Origin of the sequence: Labilithrix luteola, assembly GCF_001263205.1 — a bacterium.
Classification (GTDB): Bacteria; Myxococcota_A; Polyangia; order Polyangiales; family Polyangiaceae; genus Labilithrix; species Labilithrix luteola.
The window spans coordinates 691,120-710,891 of sequence record NZ_CP012333.1 but is presented as its reverse complement, the minus strand read 5'-3'; the positions used below and the strand labels follow the sequence as shown (position 1 = coordinate 710,891).

Genomic DNA, 19,772 nt, shown 5'->3' with positions numbered 1-19,772 from the left:
CGCGACGGGCACCCTCGCTGTTGCGGGGATGCCCGTGTGTTCGCCTGGTGAGGCGCGTCGTCGTTACTCTTTGAGAGCCTCGGCGCCGCCGATGATCTCCATGAGCTCCTTCGTAATCGCGGCCTGACGGGCGCGGTTGTACTGGAGCGTGAGGCGACCGATCATGTCCTTCGCGTTACGAGTCGCGGCGTCCATCGCGGTCATACGCGCGCCGTGCTCGCTCGCCTGGCTCTCGAGGAGAGCGCGGAAGATCGAGACCTGCACGTACATCGGCATGAGACGCTCGAGAACGACCTGCTCGTTCGGCTCGAAGCCGTACTCGGTCGGCGTGAGCAAGTCCTCTTCGTCACCCTGGGGCTCAGGGAGCGGGAGGAGCTGCTCCACCACGGTCTTCTGCGTGATGGCGCTCTTGAACTCGTTGTAGACGATGTAGACCGCGTCGATCTCGGCCTTCTCGAACTTCTTGATGACCCAGTCCGAGACGACCGCCGACTTGGCGAGGTCGAGACCGTCATAGAGCTTCGGGAAGTCGCGAGTGATGGTGGCGCGACGGCGCGCGAGGTAGTCGCGGCCCTTCTTGCCGACGGTGCCGAAGAGAACTTCGACGTCCGACGACTTCTTGTCGCGCCACGTGCGCTCGGCAGCCTTGCTGACGTTCGCGTTGAACGCACCGCAGAGACCACGATCGCCCGAGAGGACGAGGAGGAGGATCGTGCGCTCTTGGCGACGCTGGAGCAGGGGATGGAGCGTGGGCCCCTGACCCGTGGTGGTGTACTCGATGTCCTGCTGCTTCGCGATCATCGCGTTGGCAAGACCCTGGAGAACCTCCTGGGTCTTGAGCGCGTACGGACGGAGAGCAGTGATGCGCGACTGCGCGCGATTGAGGCGCGCGCCCGCGACCATCTTCATCGCGCGCGTGATCTTCTGCGTCGCTTTGACGCTCGTGATCCGCTTGCGAATGGTTTTCAGCGAGGGCATTCGCTCAGCTCACTTCTTGTCTTTGCCGAAGGCCTTCCCGAAGTCGGCAAGTGCCTTCTTCAGGGTCTCCTCGGTGTCCTTGTCGAGGGCCTTCTTGGTGCGGATGTTGTTGAAGATCTCCGGGTGCTTCGTCTCGACGAACGAGTAGAGCTGCTTCTCGTACTCGGCGAGCTTCGACACCTCGATGCCGTCGAGGTAGCCCTTCGTGCCGGCGTAGATGATGACGATCTGCTTCTCGACGGGCTGCGGAACGTACTGACCCTGCTTGAGGATCTCGACGAGGCGCGCGCCACGCTCGAGCATGTTGCGCGTGACCTGGTCGAGGTCCGACGCGAACTGGCTGAACGCCGCCTTCTCGCGGTACTGCGCGAGATCGAGCTTCAGCGAGCCGGAGACCGACTTCATCGCCTTGATCTGCGCGCTGCCACCGACGCGGCTGACGGAGATACCGACGTTGATGGCCGGACGGACGCCCGAGTAGAAGAGGTCCGACTCGAGGAAGATCTGGCCGTCGGTGATCGAGATGACGTTCGTCGGGATGTAGGCCGAAACGTCGCCTGCCTGGGTCTCGATGATCGGGAGCGCCGTCAGCGAGCCACCCGACTGCGGGTTCTTGACGATCTCGTAGCCGTCGCCCTTGGACTTGAGCTCCTCTTCGGCGCTCTCGTGGCCCTGCTCACCGATGTGAACCTTGGCGCTGCCGCGGTTCTCCCAGGTGGTGCCCTTCGTCACGACGACGAGCTCGTCGGCCATCTTGGCCGCGCGCTCGAGGAGGCGCGAGTGGATGTAGAAGACGTCGCCCGGGTAAGCCTCGCGGCCCGGCGGGCGGCGGAGGAGGAGCGAGAGCTGGCGGTACGCAACGGCCTGCTTCGAGAGGTCGTCGTAGACGCAGAGCGCGTGGCGGCCGCTGTCGCGGAAGTACTCCGCCATCGTGACGCCGGTGTACGGCGCGATGAACTGGAGCGGAGCCGACTCGCTCGCGCCGGAGACGACGACGGTGGTGTATTCCATCGCGCCCGCCTGGGTGAGCTTGTCGACGACCGCGGCGACCGTCGACTGCTTCTGGCCGATGGCGACGTAGAAACAGTAAACGCCGAGGCCCTTCTGGTTGATGATCGTGTCGATCGCGACCGCCGTCTTGCCGGTCTGACGGTCGCCGATGATGAGCTCGCGCTGACCGCGGCCGATCGGAACCATCGCGTCGATCGCCTTGATGCCCGTCTGGAGGGGCTCCTTGACCGGCTGGCGCTGGAGGATGCCCGGCGCCTTGATCTCGACGCGGCGGCGGTGCTGCGACTCGATCGGACCCTTGCCGTCGACCGGCTGGCCGAGCGCGTTGACGACGCGGCCGATGAGGGCCTCGCCGACCGGCACTTCCATGATGCGGCTCGTACGGCGAACCGTGGCGCCTTCCTTGATGCCCGTCGACTCGCCGAAGAGCACGGCGCCGACGTTGTCCGCCTCGAGGTTGAGGACGAGACCCATGATGTTGCCCGGGAACTCGAGGAGCTCACCGGCCATGGCGCCCTCGAGACCGTAGATGCGCGCGATACCGTCACCGACGCTGAGCACGGTGCCGGTCTCGGTGGTCACCGCCGCCTTCTCGTAGGTCTGGATCTGCTTCTTGATGATCGAGGAGATCTCTTCGGCCCGAAGCTGCATGGCGTTCTCTTCTTCGTTCTTTCGTGGAAGGCTTTGCGAAAAGTCTGCTTTGCCGAACTTCTTCAGTTCGGGAGGATCGATTCTTTCATCTGCTTGAGGCGCGCGACGAGCGACCCGTCGTAGACGGTGTCACCGACGCGAACGACTACTCCGCAGATGAGCGAGGTATCGAGTTTGCGGTCGAGCGCGATGCGGTGGCCCGTGACACGCTCGAGCTCGCGCTGGAGGCGCTCGAAGTAGTCCTCGGGGAGGGGCATCGCGGTGAGGACCTCGGCGCGGACGACGCCGCGCTTCCGGTCGGCGAGCTCACGCAGTCGCACGGCGATCGCGGGGAGCGCACGGATGCGGCGGCGGTCGACGAGCAGACCGAGCGTGTTCTTCGCCGTCTGGCCGAGGCCGAGGCGATCGCTCACGTCGTTCATGATCGTCTTCTTCACCTGCGCGGTGAGGAGCGGATCTTCGAACGTGGTCCGAAGCTCCGCGCTCTGCTCGTAGGTCTCGGCCGCACGGCCGATCTCGTCGACGAGCGTGTCGAGCTGGCCGGATTCCGAGCCGAGCTCGAGGAGGGCGGTGGCGTAGCGCTTGGCGATGACGCCGGGGATCACGAGGCACCTCCGACCGAGCTGCGTGCCGCGGGACGGCGCGAGAGCTCGGCGAGCAAATCGTTGGCGAGGCGAGCGTGGTCGTCAGCGGTGACCGAGCGCTCGAGGATCTTGTTGGCTTCGGCGACGGCGAGCTCCACCGTTTCGACCGTGAGGTCCTGCTGAAGCTGGCGGCGCTCCTGCTCGACGAGGCGTTCGGCGTCGCGCTTCATGCGGACGGCCTTCTCTTCGGCGTCGCGGAGAGCGCGGTCGGCGTCGCCCGTTCCGCTGGCAACGAGCGCGGCGCGGGCCGCTTCGGCATCCGCGTCGGCGTTGGCGAGATCGCCCTGGTACTTCTTCGCTCGCTCCTTGGCCTCGGCGAGCATCGCCTGGGCTTCTTCGATGTTCTTGCCGATCGTCACCCGACGCTGCTTGAGGCCCTCGGTGATCGGCTTCTTGCCGATCACGTAATAGAGGCCGGCAAGAACGCCGAAGTTGATGACGAGCGCGAGGAAGGCGGGCTTCTTCTTGTCGCCGAAGTCGAACCAGTTGATCGACTCGGGGCCGTGGTGGCCGCCATGCTCGCCATGAGCCGCGGCTTCGTGGCCGCCGGCAGCCTCGTGATCGGCAGGTTCATGACCTGCCGGCGCGGCGCCTTCGTGGCCCTGCGCAGCAGGGGCCGGGGCCTCGCCGTGACCTTCTCCGTGCTCCTGCGCCACGGCGATGGCCGTCGCGAAGGTAAAGGCCGATGCGAGCAGACCCGCATAAACGAGCTTCTGCTTGATCTTCACAGCGATACCTCCCGACCGAGTACGCGGCCTGCGATCTCGCGACCGAGCGCGGACGCGTCCGACTTGAGCTGCTGGCGTGCAGCCTTCGCTTCGGCGGCGATACCCGCGCGACCCTCTTCGAGGGTCTCGGCCGTGGTGCCACGGACGCGGGCCATGAGGTCCGCTTCCTTCTTGGCGCCGTCGGCGCGTAGGGCATCACGCTCGGCGGCGCCGGATTCGCGGGCCTTGGCGAGGATGGCCTCGTACTTGGCGAGCGCCTTCGCAGAACGCTCGTCTTCTTTTGTGGCTTCGCGACGCGTGCCTTCGATGCGCTTTTCGCGCTCTTCGAAGAGACGCATCATTGGGTCGAACAACGTCGGCTTGAGCACGACGATGAGGACGACGAAAATGACGATTTGAACGAGCAAGCTCGCGTCGAGGTCGACGGTGACACCGCCCTCGGCGAAAGCTGCACTAGAAGCTGTGAGGTTGCTCACGCTGAGCAGCGACATGGGGCCTCGTGGCTCGGACGGCAAGCAGAGAGCGGCATGATGCACGCAGGAAAGCCGGAAAAGCCGGAAAAGCGTGCCACTCTACGGGCGCCGAGCATCGGAACGCGCGCGAGGTACCACTGCCGGCGTCCCATGTCCATGGGGTAGGTTTGCCGGCGCTCCTCGCTCGCGCCTAAACCACATGGAATCAGGTGGTTTGTAACGAGAGCGAGCCTAACGCCCGCGACGCCGTGAGCTCGCCGCTTCGCGCGTTTCTCGAGGCCTGGGCTCGAGCGAGGGCCTGCTGGCTCCGATGACGCGAGGCGCAGTGCGTTCCGGGACGGGGGTTCGGCCCACGCCACGGATGAGGTAGGGGTCGGTCTTGGGGGACGGGTTCGTCCGTGGACCGTGGGCGTACGGGTTGTCGTCTTCCTCGTAAGCGCCCGGCTGCCCCCACAAGGTGGGTACGCCTGGGGACGGGATGGTCGCCCTCCGGGGCTGTTCGAAGGTCTCGTCACCATCGAAGTTCAGCTCGACGTCCACGGTCTCGCCGGTGTCCGCGGTGCCCGCCGGCGGAAGCTCATCTGGACGGATGATCTGGACCGGCAGCGTTCGAGCTTCGGCCTCGTAGTCGAGCTCTTCGGGAACCGTCTCGGCGGCGACGTCCGCTACGGCCGGCGTGCTCTTCGGTGTGAAGAGCTGCTGGAGCGCGGGGGCCGACGTGCGGATCGAGCCCATGCTGTCGAACGGATCTTCGGCTCGCATCGTCTCGAAGCTGGTCACGTGGCCCGTGCGGACGAGCGAGACCCGGCCGCGCGAGTCCGTTCGGGCGAAGAGCATCGAGGCGCCGACCCGCGGCCTCTCCACGAGCCCGCCGATGGCTCTCATGTCGAGCGAAGCAACGTACTGCGCCCCCACGCAGCGCGATGCCGTACGGGGATTCTCGCGACGCTTGCCGTCGCTGTTCGGCGCAAGCACGACCCGGCGGCAGATCCCTTCTCCGTCGAGGAGGAAGGTGCACGTCGAGGTGTGCGCGGCGTAAACGATTTCAATGGATTCGGGGGACACTCTGCCCGGGGCCTAAGCAAGCGCTGGGCCGTACAGTGTGCGGGGGTATCGCACTTCACGTACCGCGCTTCCGCCCCTGATTTCCTCGCTTGGCCGGTTTCGGGCCACGACTGCCCTGCGGTTTGCCAGGTCCGGCATGGCGGGAAGTCGATCCACCTCCCTGCCGAGTGGCCGTCTCGTCAGAACGCACCGCAGCATACGGCTTCTGAGCGGCGTTGCGGCTTGCGCGGAGGATCGGCCGGCCCGCATCGACCCCCGGATGGACGCTCGCGAGGCCTTCGCTCGTGGCGAAGCCCGCGAGGTCGCCGCGGTGCTCCTCCATCCAGGCGCTGAAGCGCTCCCAGAAGGCGCGTGCCTCCGTATCCGGCATGGGGGTTCCGTCGAGGACGACAGCGAGGGAGCGCGAGGGCGTGTTGCTCATGAGGAGAGGTCCGCGAGAACTTCCGTCGCATGGTTGGTGACGTCGACGGTTCGATAAATGTTCTTCACGTTTCCGTCGCTGCCAATCACGAACGTCTGCCGTGCGAGAAATCCTCCTCGGTTCGGTACGCCGTACGCGGCCGCGATGGAACCGTTGGCGTCACTCACGAGTTGGAAGGGCAGCTGGTAGTGCGCGGCGAACTTTCGATGCGCATCGAGATCGTCCGTCGAGATCCCGATCAGCACCGCGCCTGTCTTGGAGAGGTTCTTCCACGCATCGCGGAACGAGCATGCTTCCTTCGTGCACGTCGGCGTTTCGTCGCGCGGATAGAAATAGAGGACGACCGGCTTGCCCTTCAGGGCCGAGAGTCGGAGGTACTCGCCATCGTGGGAGAGCGCCTCGAAGTCGGGCGGGGGCTTCCCGACCGTGACTTCGGGAGCCGCTCCACCATCGGGGCCGGGGATGGCCTGACCCGCTGCGGGCCGCAGCGAGATGGTTCCATCGCTCGTGACGGGAGCCGTCGTGCTCGGGCTCGACGTGGAAGGACTCGGTCCACAAGCCGAGGTCACGAGAAGCGCGAGGAGCGCGAGTGACGGAGCGAACACGGAGCGCATGATTCGAAGATAAAGCCCGATCTTCGACCGCGCGCGCCCACTCAGAGGATCCCGTACTCCTTGAGCCTTCGATAGAACGTGCGGCGCGGCAGCCCAACCATCTCTGCGGCCTTCACGCGGTTCCAGTTGCAGCGCGTGAGCGCACCGATGATCTTTTCCTTCTCCACATCGCGAAAGTCGTCCTTCGATCGCACGCGCACACCGCTGGTGGTCGAGGTGGTCGAGCTGGTGGAGCTGGCGTGGCGAGTCGACAGGCCCGACGCGGAGGAGGGGCCGGGCTCGCCAGGGCGTGGCTGGTCGGAGCCGGGAGGTCGAGGTCGTCGGCGCCGATCTCCGTCTCCTCCGAGAGAAGCCAAGCCGTGAGCAGCACGTGCTCCAGCTGCCTCACGTTGCCTGGCCAGTCGAACGTCGTGAGCTTGCGGATCGCGTCGCGCGCGATCGTCTTCCGTTCGCGCTTGTGCCGCGCTGCGAACAGGCCGAGGAAGTGGTCCACCAGCGCGGGGATGTCGTCGACGCGCTCACGGAGCGGCGGGATGCGCAGCTCGACGACGTGCAGCCGGTAGAAGAGATCTTCGCGGAAGCTGCCCTCTTCGACCATGCGCGACAGCTCGCGGTTCGTGGCCGCGATGACCCGCGCGTTGCACGGCTCTTCGTTCGTCCCGCCGACGGGGCGAACGCGTTTCTCCTGCAGGACGCGCAGGAGACCCGCTTGCATCTTCAGCGGCATCTCGCCGATCTCGTCGAGGAGAAGGGTGCCCTCCGAGGCTTCTCGGAAGAGGCCCTTGCGATCGCGATCGGCGCCGGTGAAGGCTCCACGCACGTGTCCGAAGAGCTCGCTCTCGAGCAGGTTCTCGGGGATGGCGCCGCAGTTGACCCCGATGAACGGCGCCTTCCGCCGCGCACCGGCGGAGTGGACCGCGCGCGCGACGACCTCCTTGCCCGTGCCGCTCTCGCCCGTGACGAGGATGGGGACGTCGGTGTCCTTAACGCGCTCGATGACCGCATAGAGCTTTCGCATCGCGGCGCTCGTGCCGACGAGGCCGGCATAGCCGAAATGACCTTGGAGCTCGGCGCGTGCTTGCTTGAGATCGCGGCGTGCGACCTGGAGCTGCTCGGTTCGTCGGCCGAGCAGGCCGGCGAGTTTCTCCTTCGCCGCTTCGAGCTCCTGGTTCGTGAGGGCGAGCTCGTCCGCGCGTTTCCGATTCTCTTCGAGGAGGCGCGCGTTTTCGATGGCGATGGCCGCTTGGTCCGCGAACGCTGCGAGGGTAGGCAGCTCGTCTTTGAAGCGGACGCCGGGGCGGAGGCGCGTCTCGACGTAGAGCGCGCCGATGGTCGCGCCGGCCGGATAGGCGCCGCGGATCGGCACGCACGCGATCGACTGGATCATGAGCTTGTGCACGCTCACGGCCTGGGCGAGTCGTTCGTCGTCGCGCGCGCTCGTGGCGAGCACCGGTTCACCTTCGGCAATGACCCGATCGGCCACGCTTCGCGAGAAGTGGTGAGCGGCCTCTTCGCCTTTGTGATCGCGCGCCGTCTGTGCGGTGACCTTGCCGTCGTCGCCCACGAGAACGATGAGCCCGCGCTCGGCGCCGAGGAGCCCGACGGCGTGGTCGGTGATGCGCTGGAGCAGCCGTCCGAGATCGTGCTCGCTCGCGAGCTCCTTCGTGATCTCGAAGATGCGCGCGAGTCGATCTTCGGCGGGCAAGGGGCCTCCGATGATGGATGTTCGTGTGACGCGCGAGCCAAGCTCCGGCAGCCCCGCCGGCAGCCGGCGGATCGGTTCGGGCGGCGCCAGGTGCGTGGCGGTCTGGGCCTGGCGGAGGGCGTTGCGCCGAGGATCGTTCCAGAAGACCTCGCGCAGATCGCGAGGGAGCTTCACCGCCATCTCTTCGAGCATGGCGAGCGCGGCGTCCGTATCGCGACGTGCGAGCGCCGCCGAGCCTTGGGTGCTGGCCAGTCGTGCCCTCGCATCGAGAGCGCGCCATGCCCATTCGCGGTGGCCGGCCTTGGTGGCGCGTTCGTAGGCTTCGTCGAGCGCCGCGCGGGCCGAGGCTTCGTCGCCTCGCGCCAGGGCCAGCGAGCCTTTGACGATGCAGGCGAGCGCTTCGTGTTCGCCGAACCCGCCTTCTCCTAGGCCCTTGCGGGTCTTGTCGAGCTCACGCTCGAGTGCGGAGACTTCGGCCGTCCCGAGCGCGTGCTCCTTGTCGACCGCCAGGGCTCCGAGGCGGGTCAGCAGGCCCTCGAGTCGGCACTCGGCGGCGTCGAGCGGCCTCTGCACAGCGTCGTACGCGTCCGCCGTGAGCTCGTAGAGACGCGCGCCGCGTTCGGTGTTGCCCGTGCGCGTCGCGAGCTCGGCTTGCAGGCCGAGGAGCTGGGCGCGCGCGCTCGGCGATAGCGTGTCGCGCAGCGATGCGATGTTGTCGATCGAGGCGCCGGCCCGTGCGTAGCGTCCGAGGTAGAGGTCGACGTTGGCGAGGTTGAAGAGCGCCTGCTGGACGAGCAGGAGCGCGCCAGCCCGACGCGCCATATCGACGGCGGCCTCGAGATGCACGAGCGCCGAGCCGAGATCACCGTCGGCCTTGGCGAGACCGGCGAGATTCAGGCGCGTCGTGGCGATGGTCCACGCGTCTTGGGCCGTCTCGGCCGCGACGAGGGCCTCTTCGTAGGCCTCTCGAGCCTTGGGTGCTCGGCCGGCGCGCTGATGAGCGATGGCGAGCGACCCGAGCGTCACGGCCAGGATGCGTGCGTTCTGCACCTGTTTGGCGATGGCCACCGCCTCGGCGAGCGCGCTGTCGGCGTTGGTCTCGTCGCCGAGGTAGGCGAGGGCAACGCCGCGGACGGCAAGCGCGTCCGCCGCGAGCGCGTCGTGCGGTGCGCCTTCGACGGCTGCCGCTCGTTCGGCAAAATGGGCGGCTTGCGTGAAGTCCCCGGCGCGGGTGAAGGCTCGTGCACGCATGACGAGCCACGCGCGGTAGTCGTTGCTCGCCGGCCCTGGCGTCGATGCGTCGAGCACGCTCGCGGCGGCCGTGGTGTCGCCACGGGCGAGAAGGACCTTGGCGCGAGCGACGGCGAACGAGACTGCTTCGTCCGCACCCGAAGGCTCGCCGAGTCCGTCGAGAATGCTCGACGCGAGGTCGAAACGGCCGGTCTCGAGCGCGCGTTCGAGCTCGGCGCGCGCGTCGGGGCGCGAACGGGAAGACACTGCTGCGGCTTCGCCGGAGGGAGGGTCGAGGACCTCGTCGATCTCGGCCGCGGATGTCACCGGGCGCCCGGCGAGTCGCTCCACGACCGAGCGCAAGCGGCCCGGCCGGCGGTCGACGCGCTCGAGCAGGTGGTGAACGAGCCGATCGGGCAGGGAAGGGATGGCGAGCTTGACCAGCTCCTGGGCACTCGCGACGTCGAGCGGCGACAGCTCGAACGTGCGCACCGGTTTCTGCGTCACGCTTCGTACGACGTCGGGCGAGCCGACGGACACGATGCGCGCCCCGTTCTCGGCGGCCGTTCGCAGCGCGTTGCGGGCCAGTTCGTCGAGCCCGGCGAGGTCGTCCACGACGACGACGAGATCGTTCACCGGCTTGCCGTCGTTGCCGGCCCATGCGTCGAGCTCGAGTTCGACGAGCTCACGCGACGAGAGCGTGCTCTTTGCCGTATCGACGGGCTCCACGTTGGCGACGGGCGCGCCGCGAACGCCGAGCGACCACGACAGGCGGCGGATCAGCGTGGTGCGCCCCGCCCGCCGCGGGCCCACGACGGCCAGCGCTTCGCCCGGCTCGAGGATGGCCACCTCGCCGGCGAGGGCCTTGCTATCGGCGTCGAGGCCGAGAACCGGCCAGGCGAGCGTGTCGTCGAAGACGTGGATTTCGAGCTTCGCCTTGGCCTTGAGGGCGCTCGCGAGCTCGTCGACGCTCGGGTATCGCTCGCTCGGTTGCTCACGCGTCGCGCGCGCCGCGATGGCGGCGAGCTCGCGTCGGACGCCCTCGGCGAGCTCACCACCGCGCGCTGCAAGCAGGTCGCCCAGCGTTGCGCCGAGCGCATAGACCTCGCCGCGCACGGTTAGGGGACCACCGGCAAGCAGCTCGGGCGCGGCGAATCGAGGCGTGAGTCCTCGCGCGGTACCACCGGCTTCGCGCCAGGGAATCGAGAGCCCGAGATCGACGAGCGTTCCCGACCCGCCCGCGCCGGCAATGATGTTCGCGGGTTTGATGTCGCCGTGCAGGAGCCCTGCGCGGTGCAGGACCGTCAGCTGGTCGGCCGCGCAGGCGAGCGGCCTGAGCCAGTCGCCGTCGCCGCTGGTCATGACCTCTTCGAGGCTCCGTCCGGCGACGAGCTCGCGGACCAGGTAACGGCGCTTCGACTTCGGCAGGCTGCCGAACCCGAGGACCCGTGGGACGCCCAGCCCCTCGAGGCCGCTCAAGGTGACCGCTTCGCGCACGAGAGCGAGCGTCTCTCCCTCGCCTGCGTCGTCGGAGAGCACCTTCAGGGCGACTTTGGCCCCGCTCACACGGTCGCGCGCTTCCCAGACTTCGCCGCCGCCACCTTTGCCAAGGCGTGCCACGGGCTCGAGGCGAGGAGGAAAGGCGAACGGCGGAAATCTCGAAGGATTCGTCACGTACGTTCGCCTCTTCGTCCCCGCGCGGCTCATGTGCCGGCACCACTTGTGCCGCCGACTCGCCCTCTTGCGCCTTATTGTGCCACGGGAGGACGAGGCGTGCCAGCCCGCGCTACAAAGTGGCTCAGGGCTTCGGCTTTTGCTCGAGACCGTAGTTGCCGCTGAGGCCGAACCAGAAGCCGGTCAGCGCGAAGCCGAGGCCGAGGCGACCCTCGAACTGCTTCACCGGCTTGAAGCGCAGGCCGACCTGGGGGAACGAGATCCACGGGAAGACGACCGGCCTCGAGCCGCCGTCGAACCAGCTCGGCTCCTTGTACCCACCGACCTTGTCGACGCTGGCGTTCTGGTGGTCGGCCTTGTTGCAACCCGTGTTCGGCGCGCCGACGCTCGGACATGCCGAGTAGCGGTTCCCGTTGCTTCCTCGGAGCTCGCCGTTCGGATCCTGCTGGACCCAGTTGGTCACGAGATCGCCGAAGACGACCCCGAGCCCGAAGCCCGCGCCGTACTCGAAGTCGAGCGTCTTCGAGATCTTCGTCGACCAGAGCAGATCGGCGCCGACGTAGACCGCCTTCATGCTGCTGTTGACGAGCGAGTAGTTGCCAGGAATGTCCTTCGTCCCCTTCTCCTTGAAGAGGATGTCGCCCGTTCCGTACTCCGTGTAGACGAGCGACGGGATGAGCGAGAAGCCGTCCTTGCGGATGTCGATCTCGGCGCCGATCGAGTTCGAGTAGATGGTCTTTCCCTCGTCCACGAACATGTTGAGCATGAACTTCGGGATGACGTTGCCGCGGTAGCGGAGGCCGACGAAGAGGTAGGTCTTCCCCGGGATCTCTTGCACGTCGGTCGGATCCCAATCTTCCTTGGGCGGCTCGACCGTGCTCGCATTCTGATCCGTCGTGCTGGTCCCATCCTCGTGCGGCCGCAGCACGACCGCGTTGGAGGTGCCGTCCGCACTTGCTCCCGCTGTCGTCGTGGCACCGGTGCTGGTGTGCTCGGTCTTCGACGAGTCGGTCTTCGTCGTCGCCTTGCCCTGCGCCGATGCGTCGGGAGCGAGCGTGGTCAACGCGAGCGTGGCGAGAGTCGCCGAAGCGGCAAGAGTGAGACGATTGGGACGGCCTGCGGCGCGCCCAGAAAACGCGCCAGCGCCACCATGCAACCACGTGCTTCGCGTGCTCGACATCGTAGATCGTTGCTCCTTGGCGCCCCCACCGGGCACCGAGTTTCGAACGGATGCTACACTTAGTTGGGGATCCAACGCACGAATCCCTTTCGTTCTGCGTGCTCGAGCACGCGTCGACACGCGTCTCATTTGGGTTCAGTTGGTCTCCACGGTCTTCCTCTGCTTGCCGCCTGCGGTTGGCGGCGGACCTCGAGGTCGGTGAGTCGCCGTGATCCTCTACGCCCGGACGCTTCCCCAAACGATCGACCGCCACGACCGGGCTACGTTCGTGAAGGAGCTGGTCGTGACGGGGGGACCCGTTCCACTGGCCATGGTCCGCAAGCGTTTGGCCGACAATCAGGGCGGAACGCGCGCTCCCGTGCTCCTGGTACACGGCTTCGGCCAGAACCGTTACGCCTGGCATTTGCCGGCTCGTAGCCTCGCCAACCACCTCGCGCGCGAAGGTTACGACGTCTTCAACTTGGACCTCCGCGGGCATGGTCGCTCACGCCATTTTGGGGCCCGGCCACCCCGGAGCGTGGACGACTACGTCGTCGAGGATATCCCTATCGCCGTCGAGGAGGTCCTTTCACACAGCGGACAGCGGCCCGTGTTCCTGGTCGGGCACTCGCTCGGCGGCCTGGTCAATTACGCTGCCGCCCCCGGCCTCGAAGGGGCCGTCTCGGGGCTCGTCTCGATCGGCAGCCCCTATCACTTCGCAGCGGGCTCGCTTTCGCTCCGGACGATTGCCCTCTTCGTCGAAGCCCTGCGGCGCGCGGGCGTACCCGCCACCGGGATGTCCTTCCCGGTCTATCCCATCGGCGCCGTCATGCGGACGTTCCAGCGGGTGGCCGACAGCCCTCTTTTTCCCATGCCTCTTCGGGGCTGGCATGCGGGCTCGGTCGAGCCCCACATCCTCGAGCAGCACCTCCGCCTCGCCTTCGACCGAGCGGGGATCGACGAGCTCCGTCACATGTTCGAGTGGGCGACGGACAAGCGGTTCGGTGGACCATCGCGGGACTACGTCGAGCGGTTCGAAGCGCTCGACGTGCCCCTCCTGGTCATTGCAGGTACCAACGACGATCTCGCACCTCCGGCGAGCGTCCGCCCGGCCTTCGAGCGCAGCCGGGCCAAGGACAAGACCTACCGGACGGAGCCGCTCGGCCACATCGACCTGCTCGTCGGTCGCGACGCCCCCGGTTTGACCTGGTCAGCTGTCGCGCGCTGGCTGGACGAGCGCGCTCCCTAACGGCGGTCAGCGCCTCTTGTCGGTCTTGTCGAGCCGCGAGAGCTCCTCTTCGAGGCGGCGGATCTGGCGCTTCAGGTCGTTCACTTCATCCTCGGTGGCGAGGTTCATGACCTTGGCGAGCTTCTCCACCTGCTCGTTCGTAAAGCTCTGGACCTTGCCGGGGACAGTCATCATCTGCATGACGGCCTTCATCACGCGCTCGTCTTGCATGACCTTCATGACGCGCGGATCGGACATCAGCTTAAGCCCCTGCTTCATCAGGGTTTTCTTGAACGAGCTCATCGCGTCGCAGCATAGCAGGACGAGCCTGCCTTCAGATAGCGGACGACCACGTTGGCCACTTCGTCGATGAAGCGATCGTCGTCGAGGAGGTTCGGGCGGCGAAGGACCGCGATGTGCGTGAGGGCCTCGACGCAGGACACGCAAATCCAGGCCGCAAGGTCCAGGTCTTCGACGTCGATCTCGTCCTTGTGCACTTCGAGATAGGCGCGAACGAGCGTGGTCGCTTCCTCGCCCATGTCATTGACCCGGTCGAGATTTCCCACGCGGGGCGTCTGCTCGACGAGCACCCGGTGGAGCTTGGGGTCCATCCGGTGGACGTCGATCATCATCTTGACGAGCTCGCGCGCCGCCTCGGCGATGGGCATCGAGGCCACGCGGAGCAAGTGCGTGCGAACCCGGTCCGTCATGACGCCGATGTGGCGATCGATGACGCCGGCCACGAGCGCTTCCTTGCTCGGAAAGTATTGGTAGAGCGAGCCGATGCTCACGCCCGCGGCCTCGGCGATCCTGTTCGTGCTGGCGTAGTCGTAGCCGTCTTTGACGAGAACGCGAGCGGTTGCGTCGAGGAGGGTATCGACCGTGACCTTGGAGCGGTCCTGCGAGGCCTTTTTTCTCGGTGCCGTGAGCGGTTTTCGAGGCATGGCGGACGGGCTCCGGTTTGCGAGTAGCGAATGCGAGCGATCGCTCACAAGATGGACATCATGACGAACGCGACCAGCGAAGCAATGCCCTCGTCGAAGTCGGCGCGCAAGTCGGTGCACGCTTTCCCGCGTTTGCCTGGCGGCCATCTGCTCTTCGGCCACCTTCCGGACCTCAAACGCGATCGCGCCGGGCTGCAGTTCCGCGTCGGCCGTGAGTTTCCCGACGCCGTGAGCCTCCGCTTCGGCGTCGTCCGCGCGCTCATGATCGGTGCGCCTGCGCTGGCCAACGAGGTTCTTTCGACGAAGAATGCGTCGTTCATCAAGGCGCCGGGGCTCACCGTGTTCTTGCGGCCGGTGCTCGGCAACGGTCTTCTGACGAGCGATCGCTCGTTCCATGCCAGGCAGCGAAAGCTCATTGCGCCGGCGTTCGCGCACAAGCGCGTAGCTTCCTATGCAGACACGATGGCGGAGCGCGCTCGGTCGTTCGCCTCCGGCGTGCGCAGCGACGAGGTCCTCGACGTCTCCGACGCGATGATGCGACTCACACTGGAGATCGTCGGCAAAACGCTCTTCGACGCGGAGGTCGGTTCGGACGCCGACGAGATCGGCGAGGCGGTCACCACGGCCATGGAGTGCGCGATCGGCCAGCTCGAGTCGTTCTTGCCGTTGCCGCCGATCGTGCCTTCACCTTCGAACGTGCGTATTCGCAAGGCCGTCGCGAGACTCGACGCCATCATCTACCGGCTGATTCGCGCGCGTCGTGATCAAGGGGGCGATCGCGGAGATCTCCTGAGCATGCTGCTCGCCGCGCAGGACGAAGACGGCACCGCGATGAACGATCGCCAGGTCCGCGACGAGGCGATGACGCTCTTTCTCGCCGGTCACGAGACCACGGCGAACGCGCTGGCGTGGACGCTCTATCTGCTCGCCAAAAATCCCGAGGCGCGCGCGAAGGTCGAAGCCGAGGTCGATACGCTCGGGCGCGCGCCTTCGTACGAAGATCTCGTGCGTCTCCCGTACACGCTGGCCGTGCTCAAAGAGGCGATGCGGCTCTACCCGCCGGCCTACATCCTCGCGCGCCGCGCCGTGGAAGACGTCTCGCTCGGTGGACACCTAGTTCGGCGCAATACGATCGTGCTCGTGAACGTGCTCGGCTTGCATCGGCGTCCCGACCTTTTTCCCGAGCCGGAGCGCTTCGTTCCCGAGCGCTTCCTCGGCGACGAAGAGAAGAAGCTCCCGCGCTGCGCGTACATGCCGTTCGGTGCCGGGCCGCGCGTCTGCATCGGCAACCACTTCGCGCTGATGGAAGGCCACGTGCTGCTCGCGACGATGCTGGGGCGCCTCCGGTTCGAGCTCGCTGGCGGAGCCGACGTGGAGCTCGAGCCGCTCGTCACCCTGAGGCCCCGCGGCCTACGCATGCGCGTCCACGTGCGCGAAGCGCAGAACTAGCGTCGTCAGGGGAGGCGTGCGGCTTCGGCGAGCACTTCGCGGGCGTGGACGCCCGGATCGACGTCCGGCCATACGTGCGCGACCTTGCCGTCGCGACCGATCAGGAACGTGACGCGGTCGAAGCCCCAGAGCTTCTTCGACACGCCGTACGAGCGTGCGATGTTGCCCCCCTCGTCGGCCACGAGCGGGAAGGGGAGCTTCTCTTCGTTCTGGAATTTGGCGTGCCTTTCGGCCGTGTTGTCCGAAACGCCGAACACCACCACGTCTGCCTTCTTGAAGTCGTTCCACGCGTCACGGAACGCGCACGCTTCTTTCGTGCATCCGGGCGTTCCGTCCGCCGGATAGAAGTAGACCACGGCCGGCTTGCCTCGCACGCCCGAGAGGCGCACGTCGCCACCGCCTTCGTTCGCGGGCGTACGCCCGACGAAGTCCGGGGCTGCGGAGCCCACGGGCAAGAGGCCCTCTCCGCCGTCGGGGCGCTTCACCGTCCCTCCGCAGGCGACGACGAGCACCGTCAAAAAGAGCACGAGCGGTACGAGCAGACAAAACTGTCGACCTAGAGAGCTGCGGGGCGAATCCAGCGTCGTCAGCGTCGTCATCGATGGCCTCGTGTCGGATGCGCGAAACCTAGCACACGGCGCATCGTTCTCGCCTTGCGGCAGCGAGCGATGTCCGAGATGCTCCGACGATGGCGCGCCCTCGAACTGAGCTTCCTCTTTCTTCCCGTGTGCTCGGCATGCCCGTCGCGCGCTTCTTGCGGGAGTACTGGCAGAAGAAGCCGCTCCTCGTCCGCGGAGCCTTCCCCGAGTTCCGCGATCCGATTTCGCCGGACGAGCTCGCGGGGCTCTCCTGCGAAGAAGGCGTCGAGTCCCGCATCGTCCGGGAAAAGGGCGGCGCCCATCCTTGGGAGGTGACCTGGGGGCCTCACCCCGAGGAACGGTTCGGCGAGCTGCCCGAGCGGGGCTGGACCATCCTCGTCCAGGAGCTCAATCGCCATCTTCCCGAGGCCGCGCTCCTGCTCGAGCCGTTCTCGTTCATTCCCAACGTGCGCGTCGACGACGTGATGGTGAGCTACGCGGCGCCCGGCGGAAGCGTCGGCGCGCATCTCGACAGCTACGACGTGTTCCTCGTGCAAGGGATGGGGAAACGCCGCTGGCAGTACCACGAGAAGCCCACGAAAGACGTGCGCCTCGTCCCCGATCTCGACCTTCGCATCCTCGCGCGCTTCGTTCCCGAGGCCGACGAAGTCCTCTCCGCCGGCGACATGCTCTACCTGCCGCCGGGCTTCGCCCACTACGGCGTAGCCGTCACCGAGTGCCTTACGTATTCGGTCGGCTTCCGCGCGCCGAGCGCCGGCGAGATGTGGAAGGACTTCGTCGCGCGGGCCGCGTCGGTGCCGGAGGCGACGAAGCTCCTCGTCGATCCGCCGCTCGGCGCCGGAAAGCCGCCGGGGGAGATCCCGAAGGCCATGCTCGAGCGCGTTCGTGAGGCGATTCGCTCGATGGACACGTCCAACGACGCCATCGACCGTTGGTTCGCGTCGTTCGCCACGCGCCTCGGTCCGGGGCGCGAGCTCACGCCGCCGTCGCGTCCGCTCGGTGAGGCCAAGATCACGAGCCGGCTCGAGCGCGGCGACGTCGTGATGCGGTCCGAGGAAGGGCGCTGGGCGTACCTGCCTTCGTCGCGCGGCGCGCTTCGTCTCTACGTTGGCGGCCTCGAGCTCGACGTTCCCGCCGGCGCCGCCGATCTCGCGCGCCTGCTCTCGAGCGCGCGCAGATTCGATGGTGCCGAGCTTGGGCGACTCGCGCGTTCGCGGGCCGCCCGTTCGTTCATCGTCCGCCTTTTCGATCTCGGCGCCCTTCGATTCGGGCCTCGGGCTTCTGGGCGATGAAGAGATAATTGAAGCCGCGGAGGAAGAAGTTCCCCTCCTCCGCGGCCTTTCGGTAATTGCCCATCTCGAGCGACTTGTTGTGCCGGACGACGGACACGATGTCGACGATGGCCATTGCCTCCGCGATGCTCACGAAGAGCTGGAAGCCGACCGGCGCGAAGCCCTTTTTCTTCTCGAAGTAGTCGCAGACGTAGAGACCGAAGAAGCCCCCCGGCTTGAGCACGCGGGCCGACTCGCGGATCGCGCGGTGCATCGCCCGGTAATAGGCCGGGTCGTAGGCGGAGAGCTTGCCGATGCAATCGGAGCTGTCCGAGTAGTGGATGTGGTCGCCGTACGGCGGATCCATGAAGACGAGATCGACCGAGTTGTTCTCGAGCGGCAGCTTGCGGGCGTCGGCACGTTCGATGTCCGGTCGGTAGGGGTTCACGTCGAAGCCGCGCCCCTTCCGCCCCGTGTCCTTCGCCACGTCGAGCGTCGTGCCCGAGCCGCAGAACGGGTCGACGACCAGGTCGCCCTCCTTCGTGTAGCGCTGGACGAGATTCCAGATCACGTACGAAGGCGTGGCCCCGACGTACTTCGAGTCGCCCTGCATCCCTTCGCCGTAGTGCTGCGAGGGGTATTCCCAGAGCGTGGTCGGCGAGAGGCGCAGAGTCGGCTTCTGGGGGCGCTTGTGCATCGGGGCCACGTAGGTCAAAAACGCGCTCGCGGCAACGGCGCGTGCATGGCCGGGCTCTTCCAGCCACGCACGCACCCCTCCGTCGTCGGGCTCAGGTGTTCTCCGCCAGCTCGATCTCGCGCTTGGGGAAGAGCCGCGAGAGCTTGAGGGCCGTCGTCTCCGTCAGGCGCGTCCCCGCGCGAACCATCAGGAGGCCGTTGTCGGTCAGGATGTCGGTGGCGACGACCATGCCTTCGCGGAGCAGCCCGCCCACCACACGAACGCGTCCCTGCGATCGGAGCGTGACGATGACGTGGATGACGACGCCGTCCGCTCCGCGGAACGTCAGCACGCGCTTGGCCTCGGCGCCCTTGAGGAGCACGTCTTGCTCCTTCGAGACGATGGCCTCCGGAATCGACGCGGCGAATCCGAATTCCTCACCGAGGAAGGCCGCGCGAACCGCGCCCATACCGGTGTTCCCGAGCTCGAGCAGGACGTCCCGCACCACGTCGTCGTCCACGGCTTCGGGACCACCGCAGAGCGTCGCCGCGATGGCGTGGGCCGCGGGCGGCGAGGCGATGAACGTGACCTCGAGCTTGAGCTCGTTGCCGACGTCGGCGAGAGCGACCTTCGCGCCGGGCCAGCCGGGGAGCGGATCGGCCGCGCCTACGACGTATTCGAGCGAGTGCTGGAGGAACTCTCCGCACGTCTTGAGGAGGATCTCCTCGAGCGCAGTCCAGGTGCTGGTCAGCAGGAATCCGAGGCCACCGCGGGGCTGTTTGGTGGGGCCCGCGAGCTCTTGGCCTCGTGACGAAGCGTGGAGCGCGAGACGTCGGAGAGCGCTCTCGAGCTCGACGACGCGTTCACGGAGCCTGCGTTCCAGTCGCACGATGCGTTCGCTCGACCGGACGTGATCGCACAGCTCGGCGGGGCTCGCGCTGATCATCGCGACGTCGTCCGCGCCCGCTTCGTAGGCCGCTCTCCGGGCTCCGGGCGAGTCGACGTCGACGATGGCGAGGACGGCGCGGAACGTCGGATCCTCGGGAGTGCGGAGGCTAGCGGTGACCTCCGAGAGAAGCGGAGTATCGGGGGTCCACGCAACGATGGCGATATCGGGCTTCTTCTTCGCGAACGCCGCGAGCGCGTCCGGAAGACTCTTGGTGACGCGCACGTCGTGTCCGACGGAGGCGAGCGCGTCTTGGAGTGGTGTCAGTGGGCCGGGATGCCCCTCGACGATGACGACGTTCATGTT

At 67.0% G+C, this 19,772-nt stretch carries 19 protein-coding genes; 3 read left to right on the top strand and 16 right to left on the bottom strand.

Annotation, left to right across the window (positions count from 1 at the left end):
- Window positions 1-63 precede the first annotated feature (63 nt).
- The 11 genes from atpG to AKJ09_RS03260 form a co-directional block, all read right to left on the bottom strand.
- Window positions 64-978: an ATP synthase F1 subunit gamma gene (atpG, locus tag AKJ09_RS03305; protein WP_146645722.1), complete on the bottom strand. Its 915-nt coding sequence runs from the start codon at window positions 976-978 to the stop codon at window positions 64-66.
- A gap of 9 nt (window positions 979-987) precedes the next feature.
- Window positions 988-2,640, bottom strand: a complete 1,653-nt coding sequence (gene atpA, locus AKJ09_RS03300; protein ID WP_146645721.1) for a F0F1 ATP synthase subunit alpha — start codon at window positions 2,638-2,640, stop codon at window positions 988-990.
- A 62-nt stretch (window positions 2,641-2,702) separates the two neighbouring features.
- Window positions 2,703-3,245, bottom strand: coding sequence for an ATP synthase F1 subunit delta (atpH, locus tag AKJ09_RS03295; protein ID WP_146645720.1), 543 nt, complete (start codon window positions 3,243-3,245; stop codon window positions 2,703-2,705).
- The gene (locus tag AKJ09_RS03290; protein WP_146645719.1) at window positions 3,242-4,012 is read right to left on the bottom strand and encodes a F0F1 ATP synthase subunit B family protein; all 771 of its coding nucleotides are present in this window, start codon (window positions 4,010-4,012) and stop codon (window positions 3,242-3,244) included. Before AKJ09_RS03290 ends, atpH begins: the two co-directional genes overlap by 4 nt.
- Complete coding sequence (locus AKJ09_RS03285) at window positions 4,009-4,503, bottom strand: F0F1 ATP synthase subunit B family protein (RefSeq protein WP_146645718.1); 495 nt, start codon at window positions 4,501-4,503, stop codon at window positions 4,009-4,011. Before AKJ09_RS03285 ends, AKJ09_RS03290 begins: the two co-directional genes overlap by 4 nt.
- A 213-nt stretch (window positions 4,504-4,716) precedes the next feature.
- On the bottom strand, window positions 4,717-5,550 hold the full coding sequence (locus tag AKJ09_RS03280) for a hypothetical protein (protein WP_146645717.1): 834 nt from the start codon (window positions 5,548-5,550) through the stop codon (window positions 4,717-4,719).
- Window positions 5,551-5,605: 55 nt separating this feature from the next.
- Window positions 5,606-5,971 carry a hypothetical protein gene (locus tag AKJ09_RS03275; RefSeq protein ID WP_146645716.1) on the bottom strand — a complete coding sequence of 122 codons (366 nt, stop codon included), beginning with the start codon at window positions 5,969-5,971 and terminating at the stop codon, window positions 5,606-5,608.
- Window positions 5,968-6,585, bottom strand: a complete 618-nt coding sequence (locus tag AKJ09_RS03270) for a peroxiredoxin (protein WP_146645715.1) — start codon at window positions 6,583-6,585, stop codon at window positions 5,968-5,970. The genes AKJ09_RS03275 and AKJ09_RS03270 overlap by 4 nt, the downstream gene beginning before the upstream one ends.
- Window positions 6,586-6,626: 41 nt before the next feature.
- The gene (locus tag AKJ09_RS54660) at window positions 6,627-6,701 is read right to left on the bottom strand and encodes a helix-turn-helix domain-containing protein (protein WP_240488926.1); all 75 of its coding nucleotides are present in this window, start codon (window positions 6,699-6,701) and stop codon (window positions 6,627-6,629) included.
- Window positions 6,698-11,194, bottom strand: a complete 4,497-nt coding sequence (locus AKJ09_RS03265; RefSeq protein ID WP_240488379.1) for a sigma 54-interacting transcriptional regulator — start codon at window positions 11,192-11,194, stop codon at window positions 6,698-6,700. The genes AKJ09_RS54660 and AKJ09_RS03265 overlap by 4 nt, the downstream gene beginning before the upstream one ends.
- A 124-nt stretch (window positions 11,195-11,318) precedes the next feature.
- Complete coding sequence (locus AKJ09_RS03260; RefSeq protein ID WP_146645714.1) at window positions 11,319-12,374, bottom strand: hypothetical protein; 1,056 nt, start codon at window positions 12,372-12,374, stop codon at window positions 11,319-11,321.
- Between the two features lie 208 nt (window positions 12,375-12,582).
- Here AKJ09_RS03260 and AKJ09_RS03255 point away from each other — a divergent pair, with 208 nt between their 5' ends.
- Entirely contained in the window at window positions 12,583-13,602 is a 1,020-nt protein-coding gene (locus AKJ09_RS03255) for an alpha/beta fold hydrolase (protein ID WP_146645713.1), read from the top strand.
- Between the two features lie 6 nt (window positions 13,603-13,608).
- On the opposite strand, the gene AKJ09_RS03250 is transcribed toward AKJ09_RS03255, so the two are convergent.
- Both AKJ09_RS03250 and AKJ09_RS03245 read right to left on the bottom strand, forming a co-directional pair.
- Entirely contained in the window at window positions 13,609-13,860 is a 252-nt protein-coding gene (locus tag AKJ09_RS03250; RefSeq protein ID WP_240488378.1) for a hypothetical protein, read from the bottom strand.
- A gap of 20 nt (window positions 13,861-13,880) precedes the next feature.
- Entirely contained in the window at window positions 13,881-14,525 is a 645-nt protein-coding gene (locus AKJ09_RS03245) for a TetR/AcrR family transcriptional regulator (protein WP_146645711.1), read from the bottom strand.
- A 60-nt stretch (window positions 14,526-14,585) separates the two neighbouring features.
- Between AKJ09_RS03245 and AKJ09_RS03240 the strand changes: the two genes are divergently transcribed.
- Complete coding sequence (locus AKJ09_RS03240; RefSeq protein ID WP_169927213.1) at window positions 14,586-15,974, top strand: cytochrome P450; 1,389 nt, start codon at window positions 14,586-14,588, stop codon at window positions 15,972-15,974.
- Window positions 15,975-15,979: 5 nt separating this feature from the next.
- On the opposite strand, the gene AKJ09_RS03235 is transcribed toward AKJ09_RS03240, so the two are convergent.
- Window positions 15,980-16,573, bottom strand: a complete 594-nt coding sequence (locus AKJ09_RS03235) for a peroxiredoxin (RefSeq protein WP_146645709.1) — start codon at window positions 16,571-16,573, stop codon at window positions 15,980-15,982.
- Between the two features lie 89 nt (window positions 16,574-16,662).
- On the opposite strand from AKJ09_RS03235, the gene AKJ09_RS03230 reads away from it, so the two are divergent.
- A complete protein-coding gene (locus AKJ09_RS03230; RefSeq protein ID WP_146645708.1) occupies window positions 16,663-17,865 on the top strand; it encodes a cupin domain-containing protein in 1,203 nt (400 codons plus the stop codon).
- On the opposite strand, the gene AKJ09_RS03225 is transcribed toward AKJ09_RS03230, so the two are convergent.
- Window positions 17,804-18,541: a TRM11 family SAM-dependent methyltransferase gene (locus AKJ09_RS03225; protein ID WP_146645707.1), complete on the bottom strand. Its 738-nt coding sequence runs from the start codon at window positions 18,539-18,541 to the stop codon at window positions 17,804-17,806. The two genes, AKJ09_RS03230 and AKJ09_RS03225, sit on opposite strands and share 62 nt — an antisense overlap.
- Before the next feature lie 91 nt (window positions 18,542-18,632).
- Window positions 18,633-19,769 (bottom strand): PleD family two-component system response regulator, encoded by a 1,137-nt coding sequence (locus AKJ09_RS03220; protein WP_146645706.1) that lies wholly within the window; start codon window positions 19,767-19,769, stop codon window positions 18,633-18,635.
- Window positions 19,770-19,772: the final 3 nt, after the last annotated feature.